General features: G+C 47.8%; 22 protein-coding genes. 9 read left to right on the top strand and 13 right to left on the bottom strand.

Going from position 1 to position 24,763, the window contains the following annotated elements:
• Window positions 1–47 precede the first annotated feature (47 nt).
• Window positions 48–1,754: a phospho-sugar mutase gene (locus ACSF8W_RS01380; protein WP_500844395.1), complete on the top strand. Its 1,707-nt coding sequence runs from the start codon at window positions 48–50 to the stop codon at window positions 1,752–1,754.
• Window positions 1,755–1,823: 69 nt separating this feature from the next.
• Here ACSF8W_RS01380 and ACSF8W_RS01375 read toward each other — a convergent pair whose 3' ends face one another.
• On the bottom strand, window positions 1,824–2,291 hold the full coding sequence (locus ACSF8W_RS01375; protein ID WP_500844393.1) for an exoribonuclease R: 468 nt from the start codon (window positions 2,289–2,291) through the stop codon (window positions 1,824–1,826).
• A gap of 198 nt (window positions 2,292–2,489) precedes the next feature.
• Here ACSF8W_RS01375 and mrcB point away from each other — a divergent pair, with 198 nt between their 5' ends.
• Together mrcB and ACSF8W_RS01365 are read left to right on the top strand one after the other, a co-directional pair.
• Window positions 2,490–4,919: a penicillin-binding protein 1B gene (mrcB, locus tag ACSF8W_RS01370; protein ID WP_500844391.1), complete on the top strand. Its 2,430-nt coding sequence runs from the start codon at window positions 2,490–2,492 to the stop codon at window positions 4,917–4,919.
• Between the two features lie 71 nt (window positions 4,920–4,990).
• The gene (locus tag ACSF8W_RS01365; RefSeq protein ID WP_500844977.1) at window positions 4,991–5,536 is read left to right on the top strand and encodes an NUDIX hydrolase; all 546 of its coding nucleotides are present in this window, start codon (window positions 4,991–4,993) and stop codon (window positions 5,534–5,536) included.
• Window positions 5,537–5,683: 147 nt separating this feature from the next.
• Here ACSF8W_RS01365 and ACSF8W_RS01360 read toward each other — a convergent pair whose 3' ends face one another.
• Window positions 5,684–5,992: a hypothetical protein gene (locus ACSF8W_RS01360; protein ID WP_428477758.1), complete on the bottom strand. Its 309-nt coding sequence runs from the start codon at window positions 5,990–5,992 to the stop codon at window positions 5,684–5,686.
• 739 nt (window positions 5,993–6,731) lie between these two features.
• Between ACSF8W_RS01360 and ACSF8W_RS01355 the strand changes: the two genes are divergently transcribed.
• Window positions 6,732–8,018, top strand: a complete 1,287-nt coding sequence (locus ACSF8W_RS01355; protein ID WP_500844388.1) for an L-cysteine desulfidase family protein — start codon at window positions 6,732–6,734, stop codon at window positions 8,016–8,018.
• A gap of 813 nt (window positions 8,019–8,831) precedes the next feature.
• Here the strand turns inward: ACSF8W_RS01355 and cspE are convergent.
• The 8 genes from cspE to ACSF8W_RS01315 form a co-directional block, all read right to left on the bottom strand.
• Window positions 8,832–9,044, bottom strand: a complete 213-nt coding sequence (gene cspE, locus ACSF8W_RS01350) for a transcription antiterminator/RNA stability regulator CspE (RefSeq protein WP_428446033.1) — start codon at window positions 9,042–9,044, stop codon at window positions 8,832–8,834.
• Window positions 9,045–9,358: 314 nt separating this feature from the next.
• Window positions 9,359–9,847 carry a hypothetical protein gene (locus ACSF8W_RS01345; protein ID WP_500844386.1) on the bottom strand — a complete coding sequence of 163 codons (489 nt, stop codon included), beginning with the start codon at window positions 9,845–9,847 and terminating at the stop codon, window positions 9,359–9,361.
• Between the two features lie 284 nt (window positions 9,848–10,131).
• Window positions 10,132–11,730, bottom strand: coding sequence for an efflux transporter outer membrane subunit (locus ACSF8W_RS01340; protein WP_500844385.1), 1,599 nt, complete (start codon window positions 11,728–11,730; stop codon window positions 10,132–10,134).
• On the bottom strand, window positions 11,723–14,872 hold the full coding sequence (locus tag ACSF8W_RS01335) for an efflux RND transporter permease subunit (protein ID WP_500844383.1): 3,150 nt from the start codon (window positions 14,870–14,872) through the stop codon (window positions 11,723–11,725). The genes ACSF8W_RS01340 and ACSF8W_RS01335 overlap by 8 nt, the downstream gene beginning before the upstream one ends.
• A gap of 9 nt (window positions 14,873–14,881) precedes the next feature.
• Complete coding sequence (locus tag ACSF8W_RS01330) at window positions 14,882–16,093, bottom strand: efflux RND transporter periplasmic adaptor subunit (protein WP_500844975.1); 1,212 nt, start codon at window positions 16,091–16,093, stop codon at window positions 14,882–14,884.
• A gap of 221 nt (window positions 16,094–16,314) precedes the next feature.
• Window positions 16,315–16,893, bottom strand: coding sequence for an HdeD family acid-resistance protein (locus ACSF8W_RS01325; RefSeq protein WP_500844381.1), 579 nt, complete (start codon window positions 16,891–16,893; stop codon window positions 16,315–16,317).
• A gap of 235 nt (window positions 16,894–17,128) precedes the next feature.
• Entirely contained in the window at window positions 17,129–17,917 is a 789-nt protein-coding gene (locus tag ACSF8W_RS01320; RefSeq protein ID WP_500844380.1) for a nucleotidyltransferase family protein, read from the bottom strand.
• 342 nt (window positions 17,918–18,259) lie between these two features.
• Window positions 18,260–19,072 (bottom strand): nucleotidyltransferase family protein, encoded by an 813-nt coding sequence (locus ACSF8W_RS01315; protein WP_500844379.1) that lies wholly within the window; start codon window positions 19,070–19,072, stop codon window positions 18,260–18,262.
• Between the two features lie 234 nt (window positions 19,073–19,306).
• Here ACSF8W_RS01315 and ACSF8W_RS01310 point away from each other — a divergent pair, with 234 nt between their 5' ends.
• Window positions 19,307–19,639: a hypothetical protein gene (locus ACSF8W_RS01310; RefSeq protein ID WP_500844378.1), complete on the top strand. Its 333-nt coding sequence runs from the start codon at window positions 19,307–19,309 to the stop codon at window positions 19,637–19,639.
• Window positions 19,640–19,749: 110 nt separating this feature from the next.
• On the opposite strand, the gene ACSF8W_RS01305 is transcribed toward ACSF8W_RS01310, so the two are convergent.
• The 3 genes from ACSF8W_RS01305 to ACSF8W_RS01295 all read right to left on the bottom strand — a co-directional run bounded on the left by ACSF8W_RS01305 (window position 19,750) and on the right by ACSF8W_RS01295 (window position 21,791).
• Window positions 19,750–20,112: a HopJ type III effector protein gene (locus ACSF8W_RS01305; protein WP_500844377.1), complete on the bottom strand. Its 363-nt coding sequence runs from the start codon at window positions 20,110–20,112 to the stop codon at window positions 19,750–19,752.
• Between the two features lie 91 nt (window positions 20,113–20,203).
• Window positions 20,204–20,602, bottom strand: a complete 399-nt coding sequence (locus ACSF8W_RS01300) for a DUF2750 domain-containing protein (RefSeq protein WP_428477768.1) — start codon at window positions 20,600–20,602, stop codon at window positions 20,204–20,206.
• Window positions 20,603–20,741: 139 nt separating this feature from the next.
• Window positions 20,742–21,791 (bottom strand): transporter, encoded by a 1,050-nt coding sequence (locus ACSF8W_RS01295; RefSeq protein WP_500844376.1) that lies wholly within the window; start codon window positions 21,789–21,791, stop codon window positions 20,742–20,744.
• A 445-nt stretch (window positions 21,792–22,236) separates the two neighbouring features.
• Between ACSF8W_RS01295 and ACSF8W_RS01290 the strand changes: the two genes are divergently transcribed.
• The 4 genes from ACSF8W_RS01290 to ACSF8W_RS01275 all read left to right on the top strand — a co-directional run bounded on the left by ACSF8W_RS01290 (window position 22,237) and on the right by ACSF8W_RS01275 (window position 24,756).
• Window positions 22,237–22,815 carry a hypothetical protein gene (locus ACSF8W_RS01290; RefSeq protein WP_500844374.1) on the top strand — a complete coding sequence of 193 codons (579 nt, stop codon included), beginning with the start codon at window positions 22,237–22,239 and terminating at the stop codon, window positions 22,813–22,815.
• Window positions 22,816–22,855: 40 nt separating this feature from the next.
• Window positions 22,856–23,191, top strand: coding sequence for a carbon storage regulator (locus tag ACSF8W_RS01285; protein ID WP_500844372.1), 336 nt, complete (start codon window positions 22,856–22,858; stop codon window positions 23,189–23,191).
• A gap of 178 nt (window positions 23,192–23,369) precedes the next feature.
• Window positions 23,370–23,963 carry a hypothetical protein gene (locus tag ACSF8W_RS01280; RefSeq protein WP_500844370.1) on the top strand — a complete coding sequence of 198 codons (594 nt, stop codon included), beginning with the start codon at window positions 23,370–23,372 and terminating at the stop codon, window positions 23,961–23,963.
• Between the two features lie 118 nt (window positions 23,964–24,081).
• Window positions 24,082–24,756, top strand: a complete 675-nt coding sequence (locus tag ACSF8W_RS01275; protein ID WP_500844368.1) for a C39 family peptidase — start codon at window positions 24,082–24,084, stop codon at window positions 24,754–24,756.
• Window positions 24,757–24,763 lie beyond the last annotated feature (7 nt).

The following is a 24,763-nucleotide window of genomic DNA, read 5'->3' as shown; positions in this document are numbered from 1 at the left end:
TGATCAGGCTATACTGAGTTTTGTGTGTTAGTCAGGACCTCAACTCAATGAATAAAGTATCGACATGGATGGCTCGTGATCCAGATCCAACCACACGAGAAGAATTACAGCAGCTTATTGATGCGAATGATCAATTGGCATTGGAAGAACGGTTTACCGCCCGTTTAGCATTCGGTACTGCCGGATTAAGGGGAATTGTTGGGGCTGGGCCAAACCGGATGAATCGCCTTGTGATCCAAGAAACGGCGTTAGGGTTGGGCACATACTTGCTGCAGCAGGTTGATGATGCTGCCGCGAAAGGGGTGGTGATTGGCTATGACGGCCGACCGGACTCCAAGCAATTTGCGACAGATGCGGCGGTGATGTTGGGGTCACTTGGGATCCATGTGTACCTTACCGAAACCGTTGCGCCGACGCCTGTGGTAGCATTTGGTGTGCGGCACTTGAATGCGGCAGCCGGGGTGGTGGTGACAGCCAGCCATAATCCGCCCGCGTACAATGGGTTTAAAGTCTATTGGGGCAATGGGGCGCAAATCATTCCGCCGCATGACAGCGGTATTGCCGCGCAGATCGACATTGCCGCGCAAGCCCCCCTACCGGATTTAACCCTGTCTCAAATTGAACCGCTAGGCTTACTCTCGTTATTGGGCGATGCTTTTTATTCGCAATACCGTCAGGCGGTGAACAGCAGTCCTTTTCTCTCTAACCATACTGCGCCAGAATTGGTCAGTATCGCCTATACCGCCATGCATGGCGTCGGGGCTGATCTCGCTGAAACCTTATTGGCAGATGCGGGGTTTAATCAGGTTTACAGTGTAAAAGCACAGCGTGAACCTGACGGCACGTTTCCTACCGTAAACTTCCCCAATCCGGAAGAGCCGGGGGCGATGGATATGGTGATTGCCGAAGCGCAAGCGCACGGTGCGACATTGGCTTGCGCGAATGATCCAGATGCCGACCGATTTGCAGTGGCCGTGCGCACAGAAGAGGGCGAATATAAAATGTTGACGGGTGATCAGGTCGGCATGTTGCTCGGGCATTACCTGCTTACCCGTGTCACTCCCAATGAAGCCTTGGTCGGCACCACGATTGTCTCGTCAAGTTTGCTGGAGAACATTGCCAAATCGGCAGAGGCGAAGTATTTCCAGACCCTGACAGGCTTCAAATGGCTCACGAATGTGGCGATGGAAAAGCAAACGCAGGAGCAGCCGTTTGTGTTTGCTTACGAAGAGGCTTTGGGCTACACCGTAGGCACGACAGTGTGGGACAAAGATGGGCTATCAGCTTTGGTGGCATTCGCGCAATTAACCGCCGAGTTAGCCGCCAATGGCGCGACCGTGTGGGATCGCATAGAAGCGATTTATCGTGAACATGGGTTATATCTTAATGCGCAACGCAGTATTGCCTTAGAACCCGGTTCACCGCCGATTGGCGACACGTTGCGGGCACAACCACCCAGTACGATCGCGGGGCGTGCCGTGGTGCGTACGGATGATCTGAAAACATCACAGCGTATTGATGCCGACGGCGTGGTTGAAACCATCGACTTACCGGCCAGTGATGTACTGATTTATCATCTTGATGATGCATCGCGCGTTGTCGTGCGCCCGTCAGGGACAGAGCCAAAATTGAAGTGCTATTACGAAGTGGTGGAAGCCATGGGGCACGAAGATTGTCTGAAGCACGTTCAGCAGCGTGCAGAAGACGCGATGGCGGATTTGATTGAGAAGCATCAAGCGTCGTTGCAAGGGTAGCCAATGCAAAAAAGAACAGCCCGCTCTGGTTAACATGGCGGGCTGTCGTATTATTCGTGCTGTATGTTTTTACTTTTCGTTCTGTTTTTCGTTTTGCTTTTCATTCAGTTCGGCATAAGTGTGCAGCAACTCGGTCAACACTTTCACCCAACCAAACGCATCGCGAGGCGCATTATTCAGGATCGCTTCCACTTGCTCACAATGCTGTTCCAGCGTGACGGCTTCTTCCAGATTGAAAGAAATGGCGTAGAAGTGCCATAAGATCAAACGTGTCATGCGCTCAGTATTTTGCTTGGCCATTTCTGACTCGGCAAAGGCGGCGGCCACTTCACCCAAGGCGATCGCATTCATACGCAACATGGCATCGAACTGTGCTGACTTCATCCGCTCTTCACTGTCGACTTCTTCTTGTTCGAAAGTAAACAGTTCTTGCATCGCTTCTTCTGGCACCATACGGCTGATCACGCGAAGGCTGAACTCTTCCAGTTCGTGTCGCGGCATGGTCATCAGGCATTCAAGGCTATAATCGCGTTCCATGGTTACTCTGTTCTTTGGTTTGCAAGGGCGCGTATTTTGAGTGATTTTGCATGAAATTGCTAGCGCTTGTTAGTTGCCTCGCAGGTTGCAAATACAGGGGGCAGTTCCCCGTTGGCGATACTCGGCTTTGACAGGGTTTTGACATTACACTGATTAGCTTGGGGTATGGTCGGCGCGAATTTGTGATGAAGAGTGACTATGAGCAAGCAACACACACCGAATGAATCAGAGCAGAAACAGGCTGACGTGAATGCGGATCATACCGCGACGTCATCATCCAATGCATCGGCAACGCCACGTAAAAAAAGGCGTGTTCCGCGCTGGGTGACATATTCATGCCTTGTCGGTGTTCTGGCCGTTGGGGGTGGACTCATCAAAATGGGCTTTGCGCTGAATGGCGAAATAACCGAAAAATTTGAAGGGCAGCTCTGGCAGTTGCCTTCGGTCGTCTATGCCCGTGAGTTAACGTTGCAGCCTGGCGCGCTGATCCGATATGAAGACTTGATCAGCGAACTGAAGGTCCTGAAATACCGGAAAGTGAATAAGCCCACGCAACCGGGGGAGTATTCAACCAGCCGATTGAAAGTGGAATTTATTCGTCGCCCGTTTGATTTTCGTGATGGGGCACAAGAAGCCCGCCATATTATTGCCCAATTTGATTATTCCAAAGTAAAACGGATTATCGAAGGGGATACAAAGCGCGAGTTAGGCTATGTCAGTGTCGAGCCGAAAATGCTGGGCATGTTGGAAGCCAAAACCGATGAACAGCGTATTTATCGCCCAATGGCAGAAATGCCAAAGCCATTAATTGATGCCTTAATCGCGACCGAAGACCGCGATTTTTATGAGCACGATGGCGTCTCACCGACGGCGATTGCACGTGCCTTTTTGGCCAACCTGAAAGCCGGTAAAACCGTACAAGGGGGCAGTACCCTGACGCAACAGCTGGCAAAAAACATGTTTTTGTCCAGTGAGCGTAGCCTGTGGCGTAAATTCCGTGAAGCCTATATGGCGATCATCATTGATTACCGTTACAGCAAAGATCAAATCTTAGATGCTTACCTTAACCAAGTGTACCTTGCGCAAAGTGGTCGCGATGCTGTGCACGGTTTTGAATTGGGTGCGCGTTTTTATTTTGGTTTGCCATTGTCTGAATTGCGTGTTGACCAGCAAGCGTTATTGGTCGGTTTGGTGAAAGGGCCGTCTTATTACAACCCATGGCGTTACCCTGAGCGAGCAGAGCGCCGTCGTGATCTCGTCTTGAAGCTGATGATGGATAATGGTGCGTTGGATCGGTTTGATTATAAAGCGGCCATCAAGCACGATTTAGATTTGCAGGCCAAAGGGCAGATTTCTAATCGTCAGCCTGCCTATTTTGGCCAGCTTGAACGTGAACTGGAAGCCAAGGTAAGAGGTTATGAACCTGGCCAAGGGCTACGTCTATTCACCACGCTTGATCCGCGTTCACAAGCCATGGTGGAGCAGTCGGTGAACAAAGTGATTCCGACGCTAGAAGCCAAAGCCGGTAATGAGCTGGAAACTGCCGTGGTGGTGGCAGATCGAATGACCGGTGAAATCCGTGCCATTGTCGGCGGTTCACGTCCGGGTTATGACGGTTTTAACCGCGCGGTCGATGCCAAACGCCAGATCGGCTCAGTGGTGAAACCCGCGATTTATCTGGCGGCACTGGAAAAGCCGGAACAATTCTCCTTAGCGACCAGCCTGAAAGATGAACCGCTCACTGTACGGGGTGAAAATGGCGAAAAATGGTCACCGCGTAACTATGACCGTAAATACCGTGGTGAAGTGCCGTTATACCGCGCGTTAGCGAAATCCTACAATATTCCCACGGTGAACCTTGGAATGGCAGTGGGGCTGGATAGCGTGATTGATACTATGGGTCGCCTTGGCATCAATGAAAATGAAGTGCCGAAGTTACCGTCAATGCTATTGGGGGCTTTCACGCTGACGCCAGTGGAAGTGACGCAAATGTATCAAACCATCGCTAACGGCGGACAGCGCAGTGAATTGACATCGTTGAGTGCCGTGGTGGATAAAGACGGTCGAATTTTGTATCAACATTTGCCGACATCCAGCGAAATGGTGTCACCGCAAGCCGCATGGTTAACCATGTTCAGTTTGCAGAAAGTCGTCACGGAAGGGACGGGGCGTTATTTGAATTCCTTGTTGCCTTCATCACGACTTGCAGGAAAAACCGGAACGTCTGACCAAGGCCGAGACAGTTGGTATGTCGGGGTTGATGGACGCGAAGTCGTGACCATATGGATGGGGCGTGATGATAACAAAGCCGTGAAACTGACCGGTTCCTCTGGCCCGTTGCGTTTGTATGCCGATTATATCCAACACCGTGATCCAGAACCTTTGGTCATACCGGTTCCCGATCGTGTGGTGGATTTTGAGTATTACCGCGATCAACGGGGTGTGTTGGCGCAAAGTTGTACGGGCAATGTGTATCTGCCGACGTGGGATCCACAGGGCCAATTGCGTGAAGGGTGTGAGATACTGCCCGTTAAGCAGGTACAGCGTGGCGTACAGCATGTCGAGGATGGCGTGAAAGAAGGTGTGAAGCAGGTTGAAACCTTCTTCAATAAATTGTTTGATTGGTAAGGTATTTGCGTCACGCAGGTGCGATCGCTACAATGCTGCGCTCTACACTGGTCAACCGAGATAAGTTCGACATGCGTTTATTGAAATCAACCGTAAACCCTGAGTTATTGGATCTTGAAGGCAGCATGTTTCACCGCAAAGCGGCACGAGGCATTATCCTGCAGGGTGACAACATCTTGATGCTTTACACCGCACGCTACCATGACTACACGTTGCCGGGGGGAGGGATCGATGAGGGTGAAGACGCGGTACAAGGGTTGATCCGTGAACTGGAAGAAGAAACCGGTGCGCAGAACATTCGTGATATCACAGCGTTTGGCATCTACGAGGAATATCGCCCGTGGTACAAACCGGATCACGATATCATGCACATGGAATCCTACTGCTTTGTGTGTACGATTGATGCGCAGTTGGGCGAAACGAACCTTGAAGATTATGAAATCAATAACGGCATGAAACCGGTGTGGATCAACATTTTCGATGCTATTGCACACAATGAGCATACCATGGCGAACAGTGACAAGAAGGGGATGTCGATTGAACGAGAGACATTCTTATTGAAATTGATTGTCGACGAGTTACTGCCTGCGCGCGCTAACGAAAAACACGTTGCATAATACGGTATACGATCACACTGCGTTGCCTTAGTTAATTTAGGGACACACCCTAGCTACAGTGTTAAAAAGCCAACCCTAACGGTAATCGTTGCGGTTGGTTTTTTTGTTTGTGGCGCCTACGACGCAGTGTTGCTAGCGCACAGCGGTTTACTGCACGAGCTCATGAATGAAGTTGATGGTGTTTTTCTTGCAGTAATACGTAAATTTCGTTTCCTCTACCTGCACATCAATCCCAGTACTCTGTACGATTTCTTTTTCTTCATTCATGTAGTCAAACAGGGTAAAGCGAGCGTCTTCATTTTTGCAGGTCAGCATGTTACCCGTCACGAATTCGCGTTGATAGCGATTACTTTTTAGCGCACTTTTTTTGCAGCTTTCAGAGAAAATAACACGATTATTTTTCAGATCGGTGATGTTTAAATCGAAGTGACGTTCATCACGTCTCAACTCAATCATCTTTTGATTACTTTCACAGGAAAAGATCAGTGAACGAGGTTTTTCTTTGGGTAATGCCATCGCAGGCGCGCTAAGTGAGGCACATAACAGACAGGTAAGAAAGTAAGCATTTTTATTCATCGTAACGAGCCCGCGTTCACGCAATGTGAATGGTTGATGGATTGGATTTAAGTTATTGAGTAACTAGTAAATTCTATGCCTTGACGGCTTATCTTGGCGTTATGCTGGCATGGTGATGTTTTTTTGCACGGTACAAATAAAAAGAGTTAAACCGACGGCACATTGTGGTGCTTGGTGGTACATAACACGAACATCAAGCTGTGATGTTAGCCGTGATTTTTTGGGTGAGGAAAAAAGGAAAAATACCTGATAATAATAACAATAGCGTGATCGTGAGCGGGTAAATGTGCAACGTGGGGCGTTGTTCTCGTTGAATGGTGTGGTCTGCCCCGCTAAATACCGCTATACGGCCTTAGGTCTATTGATTATTCAATGGCTTAGGGGACTTAGATGATGGGGTAGGTGTTTTTTTGTACGCATAATGCCTGCGTGGTGAAACTTACTTTTATATGTGCATTTAGGAGAAAATAATCCTCCCATCATGGGCAAAGGGAGGGCATATGAGAAAACAATTATCTGTTGAACGGTGTAAATTATCCCTTATAAGAACAAGGGCATCTGATGGTAAACACAGCCCAGCCCGTTACCTCTACTTACGCTTGAATAAAGGTTTTTGATAATGAAAAAGCACCTATGGATCGGTTTTATTGAGACAGTTAAACGTGAAGTGGTACCTGCATTAGGTTGTACCGAGCCTGTTTCGGTGGCATTGGCTGCAGCCATTGCTACTCGCGCTTTAAAAGGTCAGCCTGTGCGTATTGACGCGTTTGTGTCACCTAACCTAATGAAAAACGGCATGGGTGTTGGCGTACCGGGTACGGGTATGGTCGGTTTGCCGATTGCTGCGGCAGTGGGTGCTTTGGCGGGTGAGCCAGATGCCGGTCTTGAAGTGCTAAAACACATTACCGCAGATGATGTTGCGAAAGCCAAAGTGCTATTGGATAACAATGCCGTAGCAGTAGGCGTGGCGACCGTAAGTAATATTTTGTATGCGAAAGTCGTTGTTGAGACAGCGGAAGAGACGGCGAGTGTGATCATCGCAGATGGCCACACCAATGTGGTATCGATTGAAGTGAATGGCACCGTGACGTTCATTGCCGATCAGCCGACGGATTCTGCTCCGGTGAAAAAAGAAAACATTTTCGAGCAAGCGACGGCGCACGATATTTACGATTTTGCGTTGAATGCGCCTCTGGAAGACATTGATTTCATTTCACAAGCGTACGATTTGAATAATGCGTTGTCAGAAGAAGGCTTGACGGGGAATTATGGTTTGCAAATTGGTGCAACGTTCCAGCGTAACGTTGACCGCGGTTTGCTGACTGGCGGTTTGATGACAGACATTCTGCGTCGTACCTCTGCCGCGTCTGATGCGCGTATGGATGGCGCAATGATGCCAGCAATGAGTAACTCAGGTTCAGGTAACCAAGGCATTGCGGCAACCATGCCTGTTGTTGTCGTGGCTGAGCATGTGAAAGCGGATAAAGAAACAACGATCCGTGCTTTGATGCTGTCTCACCTGATGGCGATTTATATTAAGAGCTACCAAAATAAGCTGTCTGCGCTATGTGGTGCAACAACGGCATCAATGGGCGCAGTGGCGGGCATGACGTGGTTGCTTGGCGGTCAGTTTACCCAGATCAGTGATGCGATTTGCAGCATGATTGGTGATATTACCGGTATTATCTGTGACGGTGCAAAGACCAGTTGTGCCATGAAGGTGTCTTCATCAGCAAGTGCCGCACTGAAAGCCGCGTTGATGGCGTTGGATGGTATCCGCGTGACAGGCAGTGAAGGTATTGTGGCGGATGATGTGGACAGTTCTATTCGTAACATGTCAGCATTGGCAAATGGCGCAATGACACAAACTGACGTGCAGATCCTAGAGATCATGGTACACAAGTAATTGTAGCCAAGTTATTGATTGTTAAACTATGTCTAGTACGCAATGGAAAGGCATAGTTGGCAATATCAATAACATTGTTATTTATGATGGATACGCTGTTCTTCAGTGGTATGGTGACACTCGGGGCTGGGACTCGACAGTGTCATCGGCGTCGCTGGGTAGGGTGTCCATCATAGCATTCAACGGCTTACGAAATGGCGTTCACGGGTTGATCAATGGCGTGATAGCTAAGCCAAATGGGTGTGTTTTCGGGGCATTATGATAAGTAATGGGCTGATTCTGCATCAATATGAAATCGTAAAATTACCAATGATTTCATTCTCTCTATTTTTAATATCCCCCTCATTTGACACTTCGCAGTATGAAAAAGCGAGATGAATATTCTCTACGTTTCCATTCATCAATACATGCCGTAATAATATGTCACTATTTAGTTGATGAATGTGTGACTCCCACGAAATCGCGTCTTTAAATAAATTAAAATTTACTTTCATTGATTAAATGTTTCCTTTTGTGCTGTGTAATTTTCTTCACGAGATTGTTGAAACCAAAATCGTTTTCGGCCAGTGGATCGAGACATAGGTATCCTTATGATGTGATCGGTAGAGCAAATGATTGTGTGTAAAATAAACAGGTAATGAAGAATGAAGTTTTATGATTGTGGATATAGCGAATGGGATGCAAAGAGTAACGATATTGAAAAAGCAGGGGCGAGAAGGGGTAAGCTTTTTGAAGATACGGTATAAATGCTTGCGTGACGAGAGTGAAAAGTGACGTAAATGGCGCTAGCGCCATTTACGTCGACTTTCGAAATTATAGCGCTACTACGTTAGCTGCTTGAGGGCCTTTTTGACCCTGTTCTACTTCGAAAGATACTTTCTGGCCTTCAGCTAGAGTTTTGAAGCCTTCTGAAGCGATAGCACGGAAGTGAACGAATACGTCAGCACCGCCGTTGTCTTGAGTGATGAAGCCGAAACCTTTCTCTTCGTTGAACCACTTAACGATACCAGTTGTTTTGTTAGACATAATATGTCCCTTATATAATTAAATTCATAAAATTATCGCAAAAAAGCGATGCACTGACAGTTTGAATTATTTAATGTGACGATAAAGCTAAGGGAAACACTGAGAATAACAACAATGACGAAGAAATACTGAGGCTTACTTTTACTTGAAGTTTCATTAATAACTCCGAACAACAGAGCGAGATGGATAATACATCAGTTTCGAGTTATGTAAAGGTTTTAATGGTTATTCTGTTGTAATAGGCGAAATTTATGCGCTTCCTTGCAAAATGGTGCCACGTTTAGCACGGTTTCATCTGAAGAATGGGTGTCCGATTATGGGGGCGCAACCAGCACACGCCCATAGCGACTTTTCTGTACCAGGTCTTGGAGCAAACTTTGTTCATTGCTAGTACAAAACAATTGACGAACAAAAATGCCTTGCCATGTCACCGTCCCTTTTTCGTAATGTGGGGCATCGGGGCCCGCAAACCGTGAATAGTCGTAAATTTCAAACCGTACCTCAGGGCTTTCCTCATCAGCAGGTTTATGGCACACCGCTTTATAGCGAAAGGCCAATTCCTGTTCTTGGGTGTCACGCGTGAACGACACGTATTTCTCGGGGCAGGTTTCATCAAAGTCTACGGTTGCGTTGTGGCTGATCGTGAGTCGATACGTGTCGTTTAATTTAGAAAAGGTGATGGCATTACCACCATTGAGGCAAGAAAAGAACGATTCGGGCACCTGTGCCTGTGTACTTAGTGGCAATAGCAGGGTTATGCATGCCGCGATGCGCCCTGCGAGGGTGGAAAATGGTTTCAACACAATGATCTCTGTTTATTCCCGAAACGGCTGGGAGGGTGAGGGTCGTTGTGCGCCATCCTGTCATGTGCTGCGGTGTTTGCATTCAAAAGATGGTGAATATTCCACCGCCATTACATTCTCTTTTCCGGTTTTCATTGGTTACGTGCCTGCGTGTTACCTATGGCACACAATGTGTCTTCTCTTCCGTCTTTTGTTTTTCGTTTTCCGTCCTTGTTTCCGCTTTGGCTATCTTCCTTGATAGCCGGCGCCCGCTCTTTTCGTGCTGAGTATTCAATGATCTTATGTTATTGGGGCGGGGATGTGTCCTTCTCTTCTGGCACATAGCCTTTGGATGGCGGTGAACTGACATCGGATGCCACCCATCCCCCTCCCAGTACCTTGTATAACGTGAGGAAATTCAACTGTTCAGAGAGTTTGGTATTGATCAATTCTTGTTGTGCGGTGTAGTAAGAGCGTTGTGAATCTAATACCGTGAAATAATCATCGACCCCTTCATCAAATCGCAAATTGGACAAATGAAAACTGTCTCCAGTCGCGTTGACGAGCATTTGCTGTGCGGCGACTTGATCTTTCAACGTTGCTTGATTGGCGAGCGCATCGGCCACTTCCTTGAAAGCGGTTTGAATAGCTTTTTCATACTGATTGAGCGCAATTTGTTGATCGGCTCTGGCAACGTCTAATTGCGCATCCAACTCGCCCCAACGGAAAATGGGGAGCACCAAGGTCGGGGTAAAGGTCCAGCTTAAACTATCACTGGAAAAGAGATCACTGGCTGACGCGCTCAACAATCCGCCTGTGGCGGTTAACGATATGGCAGGGAAATAGGCGGCACGTGCAGCCCCGATACTGGCGTTGGCCGCAATAAGTTGATGTTCTAACGCCTGAATATCCGGACGGCGTAACAGCACGGTAGACGGCATGCCCACCTGAATGGGGGCAAATTGAATACGTTCTGTTTTTTGTGGTAACAGGTTGGCAGGAATACGGGTGCCAACCAAGGTGGTAAGTGCATTGATGTCCACATTCACTTGGCTAGTGAAGCGGGCGACATCTTTCAGCGCAGTGGCAACCGTGGTTTGTGCCTGTGCCACATCCAAGCCGGTGGCGACGCCGCTATTTAAGCTTTTCTGGGTCAGGTTAAGTGAATCTTGCTGCAAGACTAAGGTGTCTTTTGCTAGCTGTAATAAATACTGATCCGCAAGCAGGGTGAGGTAAGCTTCAATCACCCCACTGACTAAACTGAGCTGGGTGTTTTTTCTGGCTTCAACAGTGGCCATGTATTGCTCTAAGGCTTGTTGCTCAAGGCTGGCCACGCGGCCCCAAAAGTCGATTTCATAACTGGTGATCCCGAGATCCACGCTGTATTGTCGGCTGATGGTTGAATTGCCGTTGGTGACGTTCTCCGGTAAACGTTGATTGGCCGCACCGGCGGTGGCGTCAATGTTTGGTAAGCGACTGGCACGTTGAATACCAAACAGCGCTTCAGCACGCTGAATGTTCAAGATGGCGATGCGCACATCGCGGTTATTATTTAGGGCCAATTCTACGACTTGTCGGATATTGTCATTTTGTACGAATAAGCGCCAATCTTGTTCAACCGACACCGCTTGTTGATGGGATGGCGGGGGCGCGGCCGGTGTGTGCGGGGAGGTCGAGGCATTCGGTACCGCGTCACTGGATAGCACGAGCGGGTTGGTCGCATACGTGTTGCTGTTCGTCGCCGTGTAAATGGAGTAATTCGCGCCTTCCGCCGCATTGGACTGTACCGGCCACTCAGGTGCCACAGGTAAGGCCGTGCGTTGATAGTCAGGAATAAAACTGGCGCAACCAGAGACGATCAACGCCACCATGACAGAGAGGGCAACGCCAGATGGATTAGTCATGGCTCGGCTCCTTATGTTCGAGGCTGGCAGACTTGTCTGCTGGTTCGGGATCGTTACCGTGGAACACGCGCGTGACCACCACAAAGAACAGGGGAATAAAGAAGATACCCAGGAAGGTTGCGGTGAGTACACCACCGACAACGCCTGTCCCCACCGCGTTTTGCGCCCCTGAGCCCGCACCATTGGAAATGGCCAGTGGTACCACCCCCATCCCAAAGGCCAGTGAGGTCATCAATATTGGACGTAGGCGAATTTTGGCCGCATGTATAGCGGCGTGGTAAAGATCTTCACCGGCGTCATGGTAAGACTTGGCAAACTCAACGATCATGATAGCGTTTTTGGATGCCAACCCAATCGTGGTTAGCAACCCCACTTGGAAATAGACATCGTTATCCAGCCCGAAGAACAAGGTGGCGCTCACCGCCCCGAGGATGCCTAGCGGGATAATCAAAATCACCGAAAACGGTACAGCCCAACTTTCGTACAAGGCCGCCAGGCAGAGAAACACAATCAAAATGGAGAGGGCATACAGTAGCGGTGCCTGACCACTGGAAATGCGCTCCTGATACGACATCCCCGTCCATTCAACCCCCACACCGGCGGGCAATTGACTGACCAGACGTTCCATTTCTAGCATTGCATCACCAGTACTGACGCCGGGCGCGGGTTCCCCCAGAATTTCCATTGCTGCCGTACCGTTATAGCGTTCAAGGCGAGGGGAACCATAGGTCCATTCCCCCTCACTGAATACCCGCATCGCGACTAAATCGCCTTCGCTGTTACGCACCTTCCATTCCATGATGTCTTCCGGGTTCATGCGATACTGCTTATTCGCTTGGACATACACCTGCTTGACCCTGCCTCGGTCGACAAAGTCATTCACGTAGCGACTACCAAACGCAGTGCCGAGTGTGGTGTTGATGTCATTGATAGACACCCCCAATGCGCGCGCCTTGAGTTGATCAATCTTGATGTGGTATTGCGGTGTATCGTCTAAACCGTTGGGGCGCACAGCAGTCAAAAGTTTGCTTTGTGCGGCCATGCCAAGCAATTGATTGCGAGCTTGGGTCATGGCTTCGTGGCCCATACTCGATCGGTCTTGTAAGAACATGTCAAAACCGGTGGCATTACCCAACTCCATGATAGCGGGAGGGGCAAAAGCGAAGATCAAGGCTTCTGGAATTTGGGTAAATGCGCCCATGGCCCGTCGGACAATGGCGTTGACCTTATCCTGCGGCTGAGTACGTTCATCCCAGTCTTTGAGTGAAACGAACATCATGCCGGTATTGGCACCGGCACCGGCAAAACTGAAGCCGGCGACGGAGAAAACCGAGTTCACGTTTTTCTTTTCTTTTTCTAAGAAATAGTCTTCGACTTGATCGAGGATTTCCAGCGTTTGGCCTTGGGTTGAGCCACTGGGCAGTTGCACCATACTCATCATCACCCCCTGATCTTCATCCGGTAAAAAACCACTTGGGAGACGTAAAAAGATCAAGGCCATCACCACCCCAATTCCAAGGTAAAGCAGCAAAAAACGCACACTGCGATGGGTAATGAATGTCACCGCTTTGGTGTACTTTGTGGTGGCATTGTCAAAATGGCGGTTAAACCAGCCCGCAAACCCCGTTGTTTTATGGCCGTCGGTGGTCTTCAGTAAGCTGATACACAAAGTGGGGGTTAAGATGATCGCGACCATCACCGACAGAGCTACGGCTGTGACAATGGTGATGGAAAACTGACGATAAATGGCCCCGGTTGACCCGGCAAAGAACGCCATCGGTACAAAGACCGCACACAATACCATCCCGATCCCGATCAGGGCGCTGGTGATTTCATGCATGGATTTTTCTGTTGCGGCGCGTGGGTCAAGCCCTTCCTCTTCCATGATCCGTTCGACATTCTCTACGACTACAATGGCGTCATCCACCAATAGACCGATGGCCAATACCAAGGCGAACATGGTTAAGGTATTGATGGAATACCCCAGTACCAGCAAGACTGCAAACGTGCCGAGCACCACAACAGGCACGGCGATAGTGGGGATCAAGGTTGCACGCAAGCTTTGCAGAAACAGCAACATGACCAAGAACACCAAAAAGACGGCTTCGAGTAAGGTTTTGACCACCTCCTCGATAGAGATTTTGATGAAGGGCGTGGTGTCATAGGGGTAAACGACGCTGATCCCTTCGGGAAAGAAGGGTTTCAGTTCGTCCAGTTTTTCACGTACCGCATCGGCCGTTTCTAGGGCGTTTTTCCCGGTGGCTAAGGCAATGGATATCCCTGAGGCAGGCTGTTTATTAAATGCAGACACGGTTTGGTATGACGCCGCGCCTAATTGCACCTCGGCCACATCTTCAATCAGCACTTGCGACCCGTCGGGGTTCACTTTTAGCAGGATCTTTTCAAATTGCTCGACAGTTTGTAAGCGGGACTGGGCTGTGATTGTGGCGTTGAGTTGTTGCTGTGGCATTGTCGGTGCGGCACCGAGTTGCCCGGCAGAAACTTGGGCGTTCTGTTCTTGAATGGCCGCCACCACATCTGACGGCATTAAATCAAAGCTTTCTAATTGGAAGGGGTTGAGCCAAATGCGCATGGCATATTCGGCGCCGAAAAGCTGTGTTTGACCGACACCATCCACTCGGCTTAGTGGGTCAAGCACATTACTGGCGATGTAATCCGAAATGTCATTGTTATCGAGTGAAGGATCGTCAGACACAAAACCGATCACCATTAAAATGGAGTTACTGGCTTTTTCGACCCGCACCCCTTGGTTTTGCACATCAATGGGCAGCAACGGGGTGGCCGCTGACAATTTGTTTTGTACCTGTACTTGCGCAATATCGGGATCCGTCCCTGCGGCAAAGGTCAGGGTCGTGGTGGTGTTCCCGAACGAGTCTGAGGTTGAGGACATATAGAGTAAGTTGTCCAACCCGTTCATTTGTTGTTCAATCACCTGCGTTACGGAGTCTTCCGCTGTTTTGGCCGATGCCCCCGGGTAAGTCGCTGAAATTTGAATAGCGGGTGGGGCAATCGTGGGATACTGCGCAATGGGCAGCATGATGATGGCTATCACCCCCGCGAGCATCACTAATATCGCGAGTACCCAAGCAAAAACAGGACGAGCAATGAAAAAATGAGCCATAACGCGTTCCTATTGCTGACTGTTTTGAGGAGAGTGTGGCGGGGTGTGCTGAGTCCCTGAGGGAGAAGCCGCCGGTGCGCTGATCTCATGGGATTTCGCGACAGGGCTGCCGGAACGCACGAACTGCAATCCATCAACCACCACTTTTTGTCCGACATCCAGCCCCTTGGTGATGAGCCATTGGTTGTTGACGAGTCGGCTAGCTTCGACTGTTTTTATTTCGACGGTATTTTCGTTATTGATGACAAAGACTTGTGCATCGCCTTTGGGGGTGCGAGACAACGCTTTCGCTGGGATCAGTATGGCTTTATTGATCACCCCGCGTGGCAGTGATGCGCGCACAAACATGCCTGGCAGCAAAATCTGGTCTGGGTTAGGGAAACTCACCCGCAACACAAAAGATCCTGTGGCTTCATTGATATTGATATCAGAAAACAGGATCGCCCCACGGTGCCCATAGGTGGTGGTGTCTTCTAAAAAGAGCGTGATGTTTTTGGATTCATTGTGGGTGCGGGTAAATTGCCCTTGGGCGAGTTCACGGCGAAACTGCAGCAGTTCGGTGCTCGATGCCGTGAGATCCACGTACATCGGATCATAGGTTTGCACGGTCACTAAAGGCGAGCCTTGGTTAGCCGTCACCAGCGCCCCTGCGGTGACGGTGGAGCGTCCGGCACGTCCGGCAATCGGTGAATAAACGCGGGTATAGTTAAGGTTGATTTTGGCATTTTCCACAGCGGCAACGGCACTGGCAACGTTGGATTGCGCTTCCTGATAGGTCGCTACGGCATCATCGAAATCCTGCCGAGAGACTGCCCGCTCTCTCACCAAGCGGCGGTAGCGTTCTGCGCGATTGCGCGCGGTAGACTGATTCGCTAACGTTTTTCTCAGCTCCGATTGTGCTTGGTCGAGCTGTAACTGGAAAGGAGCGGGGTCAATCTGATAAAGAGGCTGGCCTTTTTTTACCATCGTGCCTTCATCGAACAGCTGGCGCAGGATGATCCCGCCTACCTGTGGGCGTACCTCTGCCTCAAAAGAGGCCAGTGTCCGGCCGGGCATTTCATCTTTCAGTTCCACCGGTTGGGTCTGAATGGTGACATAACCAATATCATATTGTGGCCCCTGTGCGGCGGGGGCTTCTTGCTTGTCACATCCTTGCAGCAGGCTGGCACTGAGCCATACGGCCGTGAGAGACAAGCGTTTTAATGTGCACAAATTCATCATAATCACAGCGTATGTCCACCCCATTCATCAATGACAAGCGCACGCTCAGCAAAAGCCTGCGGATTATGAAAGCTTATTGAATATTTTTATGGGCTTATGTCTTAACTTTGCGTTAAGTGGCAAGGGAGGTGATGGGAGGGGGAAGTATGCGGTCGCTTTTCAGTCAGTTACTACGTGTACGACCGCATGGAGAAAAGGATGAAAAAGGATAAATAAGTGCTTTATGACTCCGCGAGTTTTTTCATTTGTAGGCCAAGGAAGACAAAGCTGATCCCTTCTATTAACAATGACACGCCAACAAAGATCCCCAGTAACGATAAAGAAAATGTTGGATCGTCGAGATAAGAAAAGAAATACCCCCCAATGATGACGGACAGCAAACCGCTCAAAATGATCCATGTGCTACCGGGTAAGGAACGGTTGCTCATGCCAAAGATCATGCGCGTGACACCGTTAAAAATCATGATGATCACCATCAGCATCGTGATGGTCACCAAACCAGCCAGTGGTTTGAACAGGATGAATAGCCCACCGACAATATAGAGTACGGCACTGAGTACATACCAGAGTTTGACTTTCCATACGTGAATACTGAAGGTGTGATAGGCCTGTACTAAGCCACTAAACAAAAAGATCGCGCCAATAATGGTTGTGATAGTAATGCCTGCGGCAATGGGCAAACTGATCGCGCCAATACCGGCGAGCGCGATAAGCAGGCCGACAATGACAAACCATTTCCAGCCTTTCGATAAAAAAGCATGCCCGGTAGAGGATGCCGGTGTTTGACTTGGTGTTTCCATGCGTAACCCCTCGCTGTGATCGGTATAACGAGCAGTGCCAATGCGCTGCCGTCATGGTGAATAATCACTCCAAGTCTAGTTGAGGTCAGCTGACGATATGATCTTTCAGGGAAAATACGTGAAGATAAGACGAAGCGCGACACCACCGAAAAAGTGATGCCACACTAGGAAGGCTTATTATGAATGTTTGTTACGAAGGTAGTGACGTGCACCTTGGTACGGTAAGGATGGGGGATTACACCGCCATCGCCGTAGGGTGAAGATACTGCTGCCATGCCGTGTGGTACAAGGCTTTCGAGGTCGCACGCAATTGGTTAATTTGCGCGTTTTCAAACTCGCAGACATCACGCTGTTGAGAGAGTGCTACTCGCTCAATGCGTTGGATTTGTTCGTAAATCTTGTGTTCTTCACCGTTTTTGACATCAGAAACGGCGGCCAAGTGTAATTGCACTTCGGCAATCAACTGTGATTCAGGCAAACGCACCAAAACCTTCAAGTCACGGTAGCCAGATGCTGTTGGGTTTTTGAAACGGTTCTTTACCGCAACCAAGGTGGCTTCTTTTCCCATCAACTCAAATGCTTGTACAAGACTCGGGATGTCTTTTGCGACTAATGACGCGCGTGCAAGGTCAGTAATTTTCGTGACATCACCTGCCAGTTCTGTATCGATCTTCGTCTGTGCACGTTGCTTAGATTTGACGCCCGGCAAGATGACTTCCGTGTGTGTCAGCATGCCAATTTCTTGCATCAGATTGCTCAGTTCATTTTGTGCGTTCGGTGCTTGTGCGTACAGTGCATCAAACTGCGAGTACGGTTGGGCAATACGTGGCGCACGCCAATCTTGAATGCTGTATAGGCCGCTCAAGCTTTGCTGGAAGGATTTTTTGCTGCCTTCCGATAAGCGAGCTGGGTACTCATATTCTTGTTTGTTGTGATCAGTCATTACCGGTGCGGCAACGGCTGAACTTCGGCCCAAAACAAACAAAAGGATAAAACATGTGCGAAGTAACGACTTCACGTCCATTCAACAACTCCTTGTGCCAGGGGTCTCTGGCTATACGTAAACGGGGGTATCAACGGGTAATGCCGATGAGAAAAAAGACGTATATTGAGTGTTGTATCGCGATACAGGACGAAGAGTATCAGAGTTAGCTGAACGAGAGATGAACTTTGCTCACACCATTTCGCCTATATGGCGGATGATTCGATTCGATTTCAGATTCTGTGATGAAAGCCCATCGTGTGGGCGCAAAGGATATGGTGGTGAGATAAAAAAGGAGCCAGTCTCAGGCTCCTTTGGGGGGGGAATGTATGTGCTTTTCTTTCTATCTTTCTATCTTTCTGTTTTTCTTTTGCCGTGTTGTGATCAGCTGGCAAGCGGCAAGGGTTGAGACGCCTGAACTGTGTGTGACGGATGCAAGTATTGATGCCAGGCTTGCTGGTACATTTCTTGCGATTGATGGCGCAGTTGTGCGACGGTCGCCAATTCAATGTCATTCATAGCACGCTGTTCGGCTTGGGCGTTACGTTCAATTTGCTGAATGGATTCGTAGATATCATGCTCTGGGCCACTTTTAATATCAGCGATGGCATCAAGATGAAGCTGAATTTCTGCGATGATGCCACTGTGTGGCAGTTGCACCAGCATTTTTAAATCGCGGTAGCCGGAAGATGCAGGATTTTTAAAGCGGTTTTTTGTTTCCAACACGGTGGTTTCACGGCTAAGCAGGGTGTAGGCATCCACCAAAGAGGCAATGTCGTTTGCCACTAAACTGCCACGGGCTAAATCGGTTAAATGTTCCGGGTGGCCATTCAGTTCAGTGGCAATTTTATACTGGGCACGTTGCTTCGCCTTCACGCCGGGTAACACGGGTTGGGTTGACGTGTGAAGACTGATTTGAGTTAGCAATTGCTGCAATTCATGCTGTGCGGGTTCAGCCTGCTGATAAAGGCGGTCAAAGTCAGTGAATGGCTGATTGATGGTGGCAGCTCGAAAGCTTGGAATGGCGTAAAGGCCGCTGAGTGAGTGTTGGAAACTGTCCTTGGTATCTTGTGTGGGTGATGCGGGATGTTCGATATCCGCATCTGTGAACTGGGGAACCGTTGCGTTGGCAACAGGGCCTCGACCTAAAATACACAATAGGACAAAGCAAGTTCTGAACAAAGACTTCGCGCTCATTGAATCTCCTTGATCTCACCACCGAAACTGATGTGGTGCTACTGAAGATATCGGGTCTGATTGTGGGTTTTCAATGCGACCAAGGTCGAAATATCCTTAATCATTAAAAGGTTGTGATCCGGTTCTCACTTAAGTTATGCGTCACTTTTTCTATGTGTAACATTCCATGACAGTGACGAACTGGCGCTCAAAAGAGTGCTAGAATACCGCCGTTTGTTAACCGAGAGATTTGTCATGCAACAGGATTTGATCATTATTTTTGCCATCGTGTGGGTAGGGATGGCCGTAGGCAGTTACATGCTGTTCCAGCGCGGGAAGGATGTGGCGCGGAAACGTAAATTGTGGCCGATATATACCATTGGCAGTAATGTTGTCGTCGGTGCTGTGATTATCTATATTCAACCGCCGCTATACACCATGTTGGCCTTGTTGGCGCTATTGGTACCCGTGACAATGATGACCGTGCGTTCAACCAAGTTTTGCGATGCGTGTGGCAGCCCTTCGCGTTCACCGTTCTTCATGAAGCCACCGGCAAACTGCTCACATTGCCAGAAGCCATTGAAATAATTCACCGCTGTGATTTCATGCGTTATTGCAAGCCACGCGCTCGCACTCTCTTAGGGTACCGGTCTACGGTACCATCACTGCAGAGAGACAACACAAGCCGTGGTTTGTGATTAGACGTTCACGCATTTTTCCGTTAATGCGTTGGTCTCAAATTGAATCCCTTGCCAGCCATACTTCATGAAATTACGGATATTTTGATGATCATCCCCTTCAGGATGTTGCAGTACATCAAGGCGATAATGCTCACCGAAACAAGCCAGCACTTCTGCTTCTGATAATGCATGGCGCTGAGCAAATGCAAAAATACGGCACGATCCTTCATTTTTTCCTCGCGCATTGTGCAAGGTTTCTTTGCCTAAGCCATTGGTAAAGGCTGTCGGGGAAAAATCGTAATGCTGATTAATGGTGTCAATCACGGTGTTGAAGCTGAGGGTTTCTGGCTGGTGTTTGATGTGATGAAGTAGCGTTTCCATCGCGATACTCTCCTTTTGTCGGTCTTCTTCTGTTGTGTTGTGATGAATCAAGCTCGTGAGCGTGTGGAATGCACTCACGAGCCTGTATTAATTAGCGTTGACCTTGTTTTTTAGTCTGCTGCTTGAGTTCAAATTCTAACTCATCAGGGAAAACAACCAAGCCGTCTTCGTCTAGGTTCGGGAAAATTACCACGGCCAATTCGTCATCTTCAAGGCCATGTGTCCAGCGGCTGTGCCATTTGTTTAAAGAAATAGCTTCTGCTTTACAGTTATCCCAGTCACCTGTCGCCCAAGATTCAGCGAATTCTTTGTTTGGCCAAACCGGAACGCAATCTTCATCGTCCGTGTTGAGCATCACACAACCGTGCTCATCGGTCAGAATCCAAATTTCGCGGTTAGCAACCACTTCTTTCACCAAATATTGGTAACGCTTTTCAGCATCATACGCTTGGATTGTTTCAATTTGGCTTGGATCTAATGGCGTAGACATTTGTCTTTTCCTGTAACACATAGTAATAGCGTCATAGCATAGAGGAAAATTAGACTTTAGTCATTGTGTTAGCCGTCGTTTGCCCTACAGACAAGCTGTAGGGCAAACAAAAAAGCAGTGGGAAAGTGAATGGGGTGTATTAACGCAAGGTATAAGGAATACGAACGGAGAGCTGGAAATCGGGCGCATCCGCGGTTAGGCCGGCATTCACCCCAACATTCAAGGTCGTTTCTGGGTTTATCGCATAGTTTGCGCCGAGGGAAATGGAGTCAAGCTGCAGCAATTTTGCGTCAGATTGCGTTTCACCGTTGATCTTCGATTTCAAAATGGTTTTATGACTCAAGCCTAGGCTGAACGAAAATTTAGGATTCACCGCGAAACCCATCCCTGCACTGAAGGAAATGGTATCCCCCAGATCAATGGTATTGGCCTGCAAACTGCTGGTGGTGCCATCCTCATTATCGACGGTAACGTCCACTTCAACATCGTCCTTGATATTCCAGATATAGCTCAGGTTGGCATAGATAACCGCAGGATCCATTGGCAGGATCATGGTAAGTCCGGGTTCAATACTGGGGAATCCTGAGCCGGTAGGCAGTTCTTCAAAGTCACTGAGATCGTTGATAGGCACATCATAGGGTGAGGTACCCGTTGTGGTTTTAAAGCGCAAACCTGCAATCCAGTAAGGGGGATTTTCCATGTTGATCTGGTATTTAAAGGCGGCTTCGATATCACCGATGTCACTGCCTTCTACGGTACGTAAAGTATCACTCGGCACCCCTTGTTGTAGCTCTCGTTCAAAAATAGAATCTGAGCGATAAACCCAAGGCACGCGAGCCTCCACTTCTAAGCGGTTAGTGATACCGTAACGGCCCGTTAACCCAAAGGTGAGAGTCGTTCTGTCAATATCACTGGCGCGGATTAACCCGACAATCAGCGACGGTAGGACGGTGTAACCGACGATAGAGACACTGTTTGACGAGTTTTGGGTATACGAAAAACTACCATCGATCACAAAAGAGCCTTTGGGCGTAAGAACGCCGGGCAAATCAGGATCCAGTAAATCCCCAAAGGTTTGTACACGTTTAGGTTTTTGTTGCCCTTGCGTCGCATCGGTCGTGTCTGCCGCGACGCTCCCTGACATCAAAGCAAGAAGCGCGATAAAGCTTTTATTATTGAACGTGCTCACGATAGCCTCACTTACTCTATTGATTTACCGACTCTTTAATGCATAACAAGAGGGGTAGGATTAGCACTTTTTTACATGGTTGCTGGATAAATAACAGATAACTCAGATAAGAAAATCATAGTTGAGGTGAGAATAAGAGTGTAATTGAGATTCTCAGATACAGTCTTACACTTGAGAAGTTTTGGTTATCTATTTATTACGTTGGACTACTCGGGTTTCCAATGAATAAGGCAGTATTCTAAAAATTGAAATGGTGAGACGAATTTTCATATTTTAGGCAATATAAGTAATGGAAATAAATAATAAAAAGTTCAGATTTAAATGGATCAAAAATTATTAAAAATAATACAGACACTAAACTTGCCAACACTATAGTTAAGTTATCTCGCAAACACATGCGGGTGATTATAAGAAAATAACTACTCAATATATTTGGAGTAATACCATGCGTAAAACACATATCGCACTATTAGTAGCAGTAGTAAGTTCTCCTCTAGCACTTGCAAATTCATATTATGACCCGTACAACCCTTATTATGATGACGGCAATGACAAAACCATTACCGATTCATTCAACAAAGATCTTGATGCCACGTTAAGTAAGAGTGTGCATAAAGAGTACAACATTGAAAAAACGTATAAGTCAGACGATGACACGTTGAAAATGTATGATGTGAACAATACTGACAAGCATGAGTACATTAATAATAGTACCCATGATTACAGCCAAGATTGGACCATCAAAATTGAAGAAACCTGGAACACCGCAGAATCAAAACTTGATGGTTCTGTTGCGTACAGCAGCGTTTCTTACGGTGGCGCATGTTGTGAAGACAAAGGTGGCTACTACGGTAAAGGTTACGGTGCGCCACAAGCGCCATCAAGCTTAACGGTAACGCACAGTAACGACATGTCAGGTGCCTTCTCTGGTGCGTCAGGTATCAACATTGCAGGTCAGAATGCGGGTAATAACTCGTTGGTACAGCAGAGTGCTAGCACCAATGCCATGTTAGCCGGTAATTAATACATAACTGAGGGCTGTACGCAGCCCTCAGGAGGATGTCATGAAATATTTAACACTGATAGCGGCGGCCTTTATTTCAATGAGTGCGACAGCGGCTGATGAGTTGGATATTCTAGCAAATTCTGAATTGTTGACAGATGAAGTGATGACCGTATCCCGTGGTGGTGAATACGAGTTAAAACTGGATAATATTTCAGCCAGTTCAGATATGTATGGCGATGTTGCAGGTAATGGGGCGTATAACAATACAACGGGTGATAATGTCATTGACGCTGGGTCGTTAAGCAATTCATCAGGTGTGTTTAATATCGTCCAAAACACCGGTAATAATGTGTTAATTCAAAATGCAACCGTGGTAAACCTGACATTGAAGTAATTGTTAGTCTATCTACGCTGGCACAGTATGTGTCAGCAACCAATCAAATAATAAGATAAATTGCATTGGTTTCGCAGGGGTAACAAATGTGCTTCTTTATTTATGGTTATAACAATAGGTTAACCATATCACACGGATGTGCATTATAAAAATAGATAACATATTTTGGAGTAGTATCATGCGTAAAACTAACGTTATGCTTTTAGCAGCATTAATTGCCACGCCATTCGCAATGGCTGATGGCGGCTATGATAACAAGTACGATGATAGCAAATATGGCGGCGGATATTATGACAAGCACGATGGTGATGTCACCATCGAAGGCAGCAAAAATAAATCAGCAAAAATTGATGTTGATTTAGATTACAGCAAAAAAGTGCATTACAACAAAAGTGAGTACTCTGATGATGATTATCTGAGTATGAAAAATGTGGGCAATACCTACTACTTGAAAGACGAAGATAATTCAGAGTGGGATGCTTCAATTGATAAACACATTGAGAAAGAACTCAATCACTATCTTGCTAAGTCAAAGCTTTACGGTGGCGTAATGGCAACCGAAGTGACCTACGGCGGGGCATGCTGTAAGGGTGCTGCATCTGAAGTGATGGTGGATCACTCTAACATGATGGGCGGCGCGTACCAGAGCGCATCAGGTATCAACATTGCCGGTCAGAACGTGGGTAACAACTCAATGGTTCAACAAACAACAAGTACCAATGCAGCGCTTGTTGGCTCAGGTGGAGGTACCTTACCGGGTGGCTCATATTAATAAAATAAAGGGCCGCAAGGCCCTTTCTTCGTTGAGGTATCATTTCTAATATTTGTGATTGAACGGTTTTGCTTATAGTGAATAAACAGGTCATCACGTTGGGTAGGCGGTAACGCGTATGAACAAATCAACTGTATTGCTTCTCAGCTTATTAACCACATCAAGCGCATTTGCGTTGGATTATTTTCCTAATAGAGGCGGCTACAATGTGCCTGTGCAAAGCTATCAAGAACAATTATTTGGTGATGTATTCCGGCAGCAGTATGATTTTAGCTGTGGGTCCGCTGCCGTTGCATCATTGCTGAAATTTCACTATGGGATTGAAGCGAAAGAAAATGTAATTTTTGAGTATATGTTTAAAAATGGCAATCAAGAAAAAATAGAGCAAGAAGGCTTTTCCATGTTGGATATGAAAAAGTACCTTATTTCTCTTGGGTTGGATGCGAATGGCTATAATATTCCATTAGAAAAATTCCGTCAGTTACGGATCCCTGCGATCACCATTGTTAACTTTGATGGGTATATGCACTTTGTGGTGATTAAAGGTATGAATACTGATAACGTGATATTAGGCGACCCTTCTCGCGGTACGATGTTAATGGCCATCGACGATTTTAAACATTACTACAAAGGTTCCGTGTTGTTAGTGAAAAACAGAGCAAGGATTGGTCGGGAAAGCTTTATTACAGCTGATAATTATAATATTTACTCCCCCTCACCAGTAGCAGAAGCCGTTGCGAGAGACTCCCTGTCTACCTTCAGTATTACGTTACCTGGTGCAAATGATTATTAGAGGCTAG

It is taken from the genome of Photobacterium sp. 270122K (genome assembly GCF_059941365.1).
The sequence above is the reverse complement of the archived record's forward strand: the minus strand, read 5'-3'. Positions and strand labels throughout refer to the sequence as shown.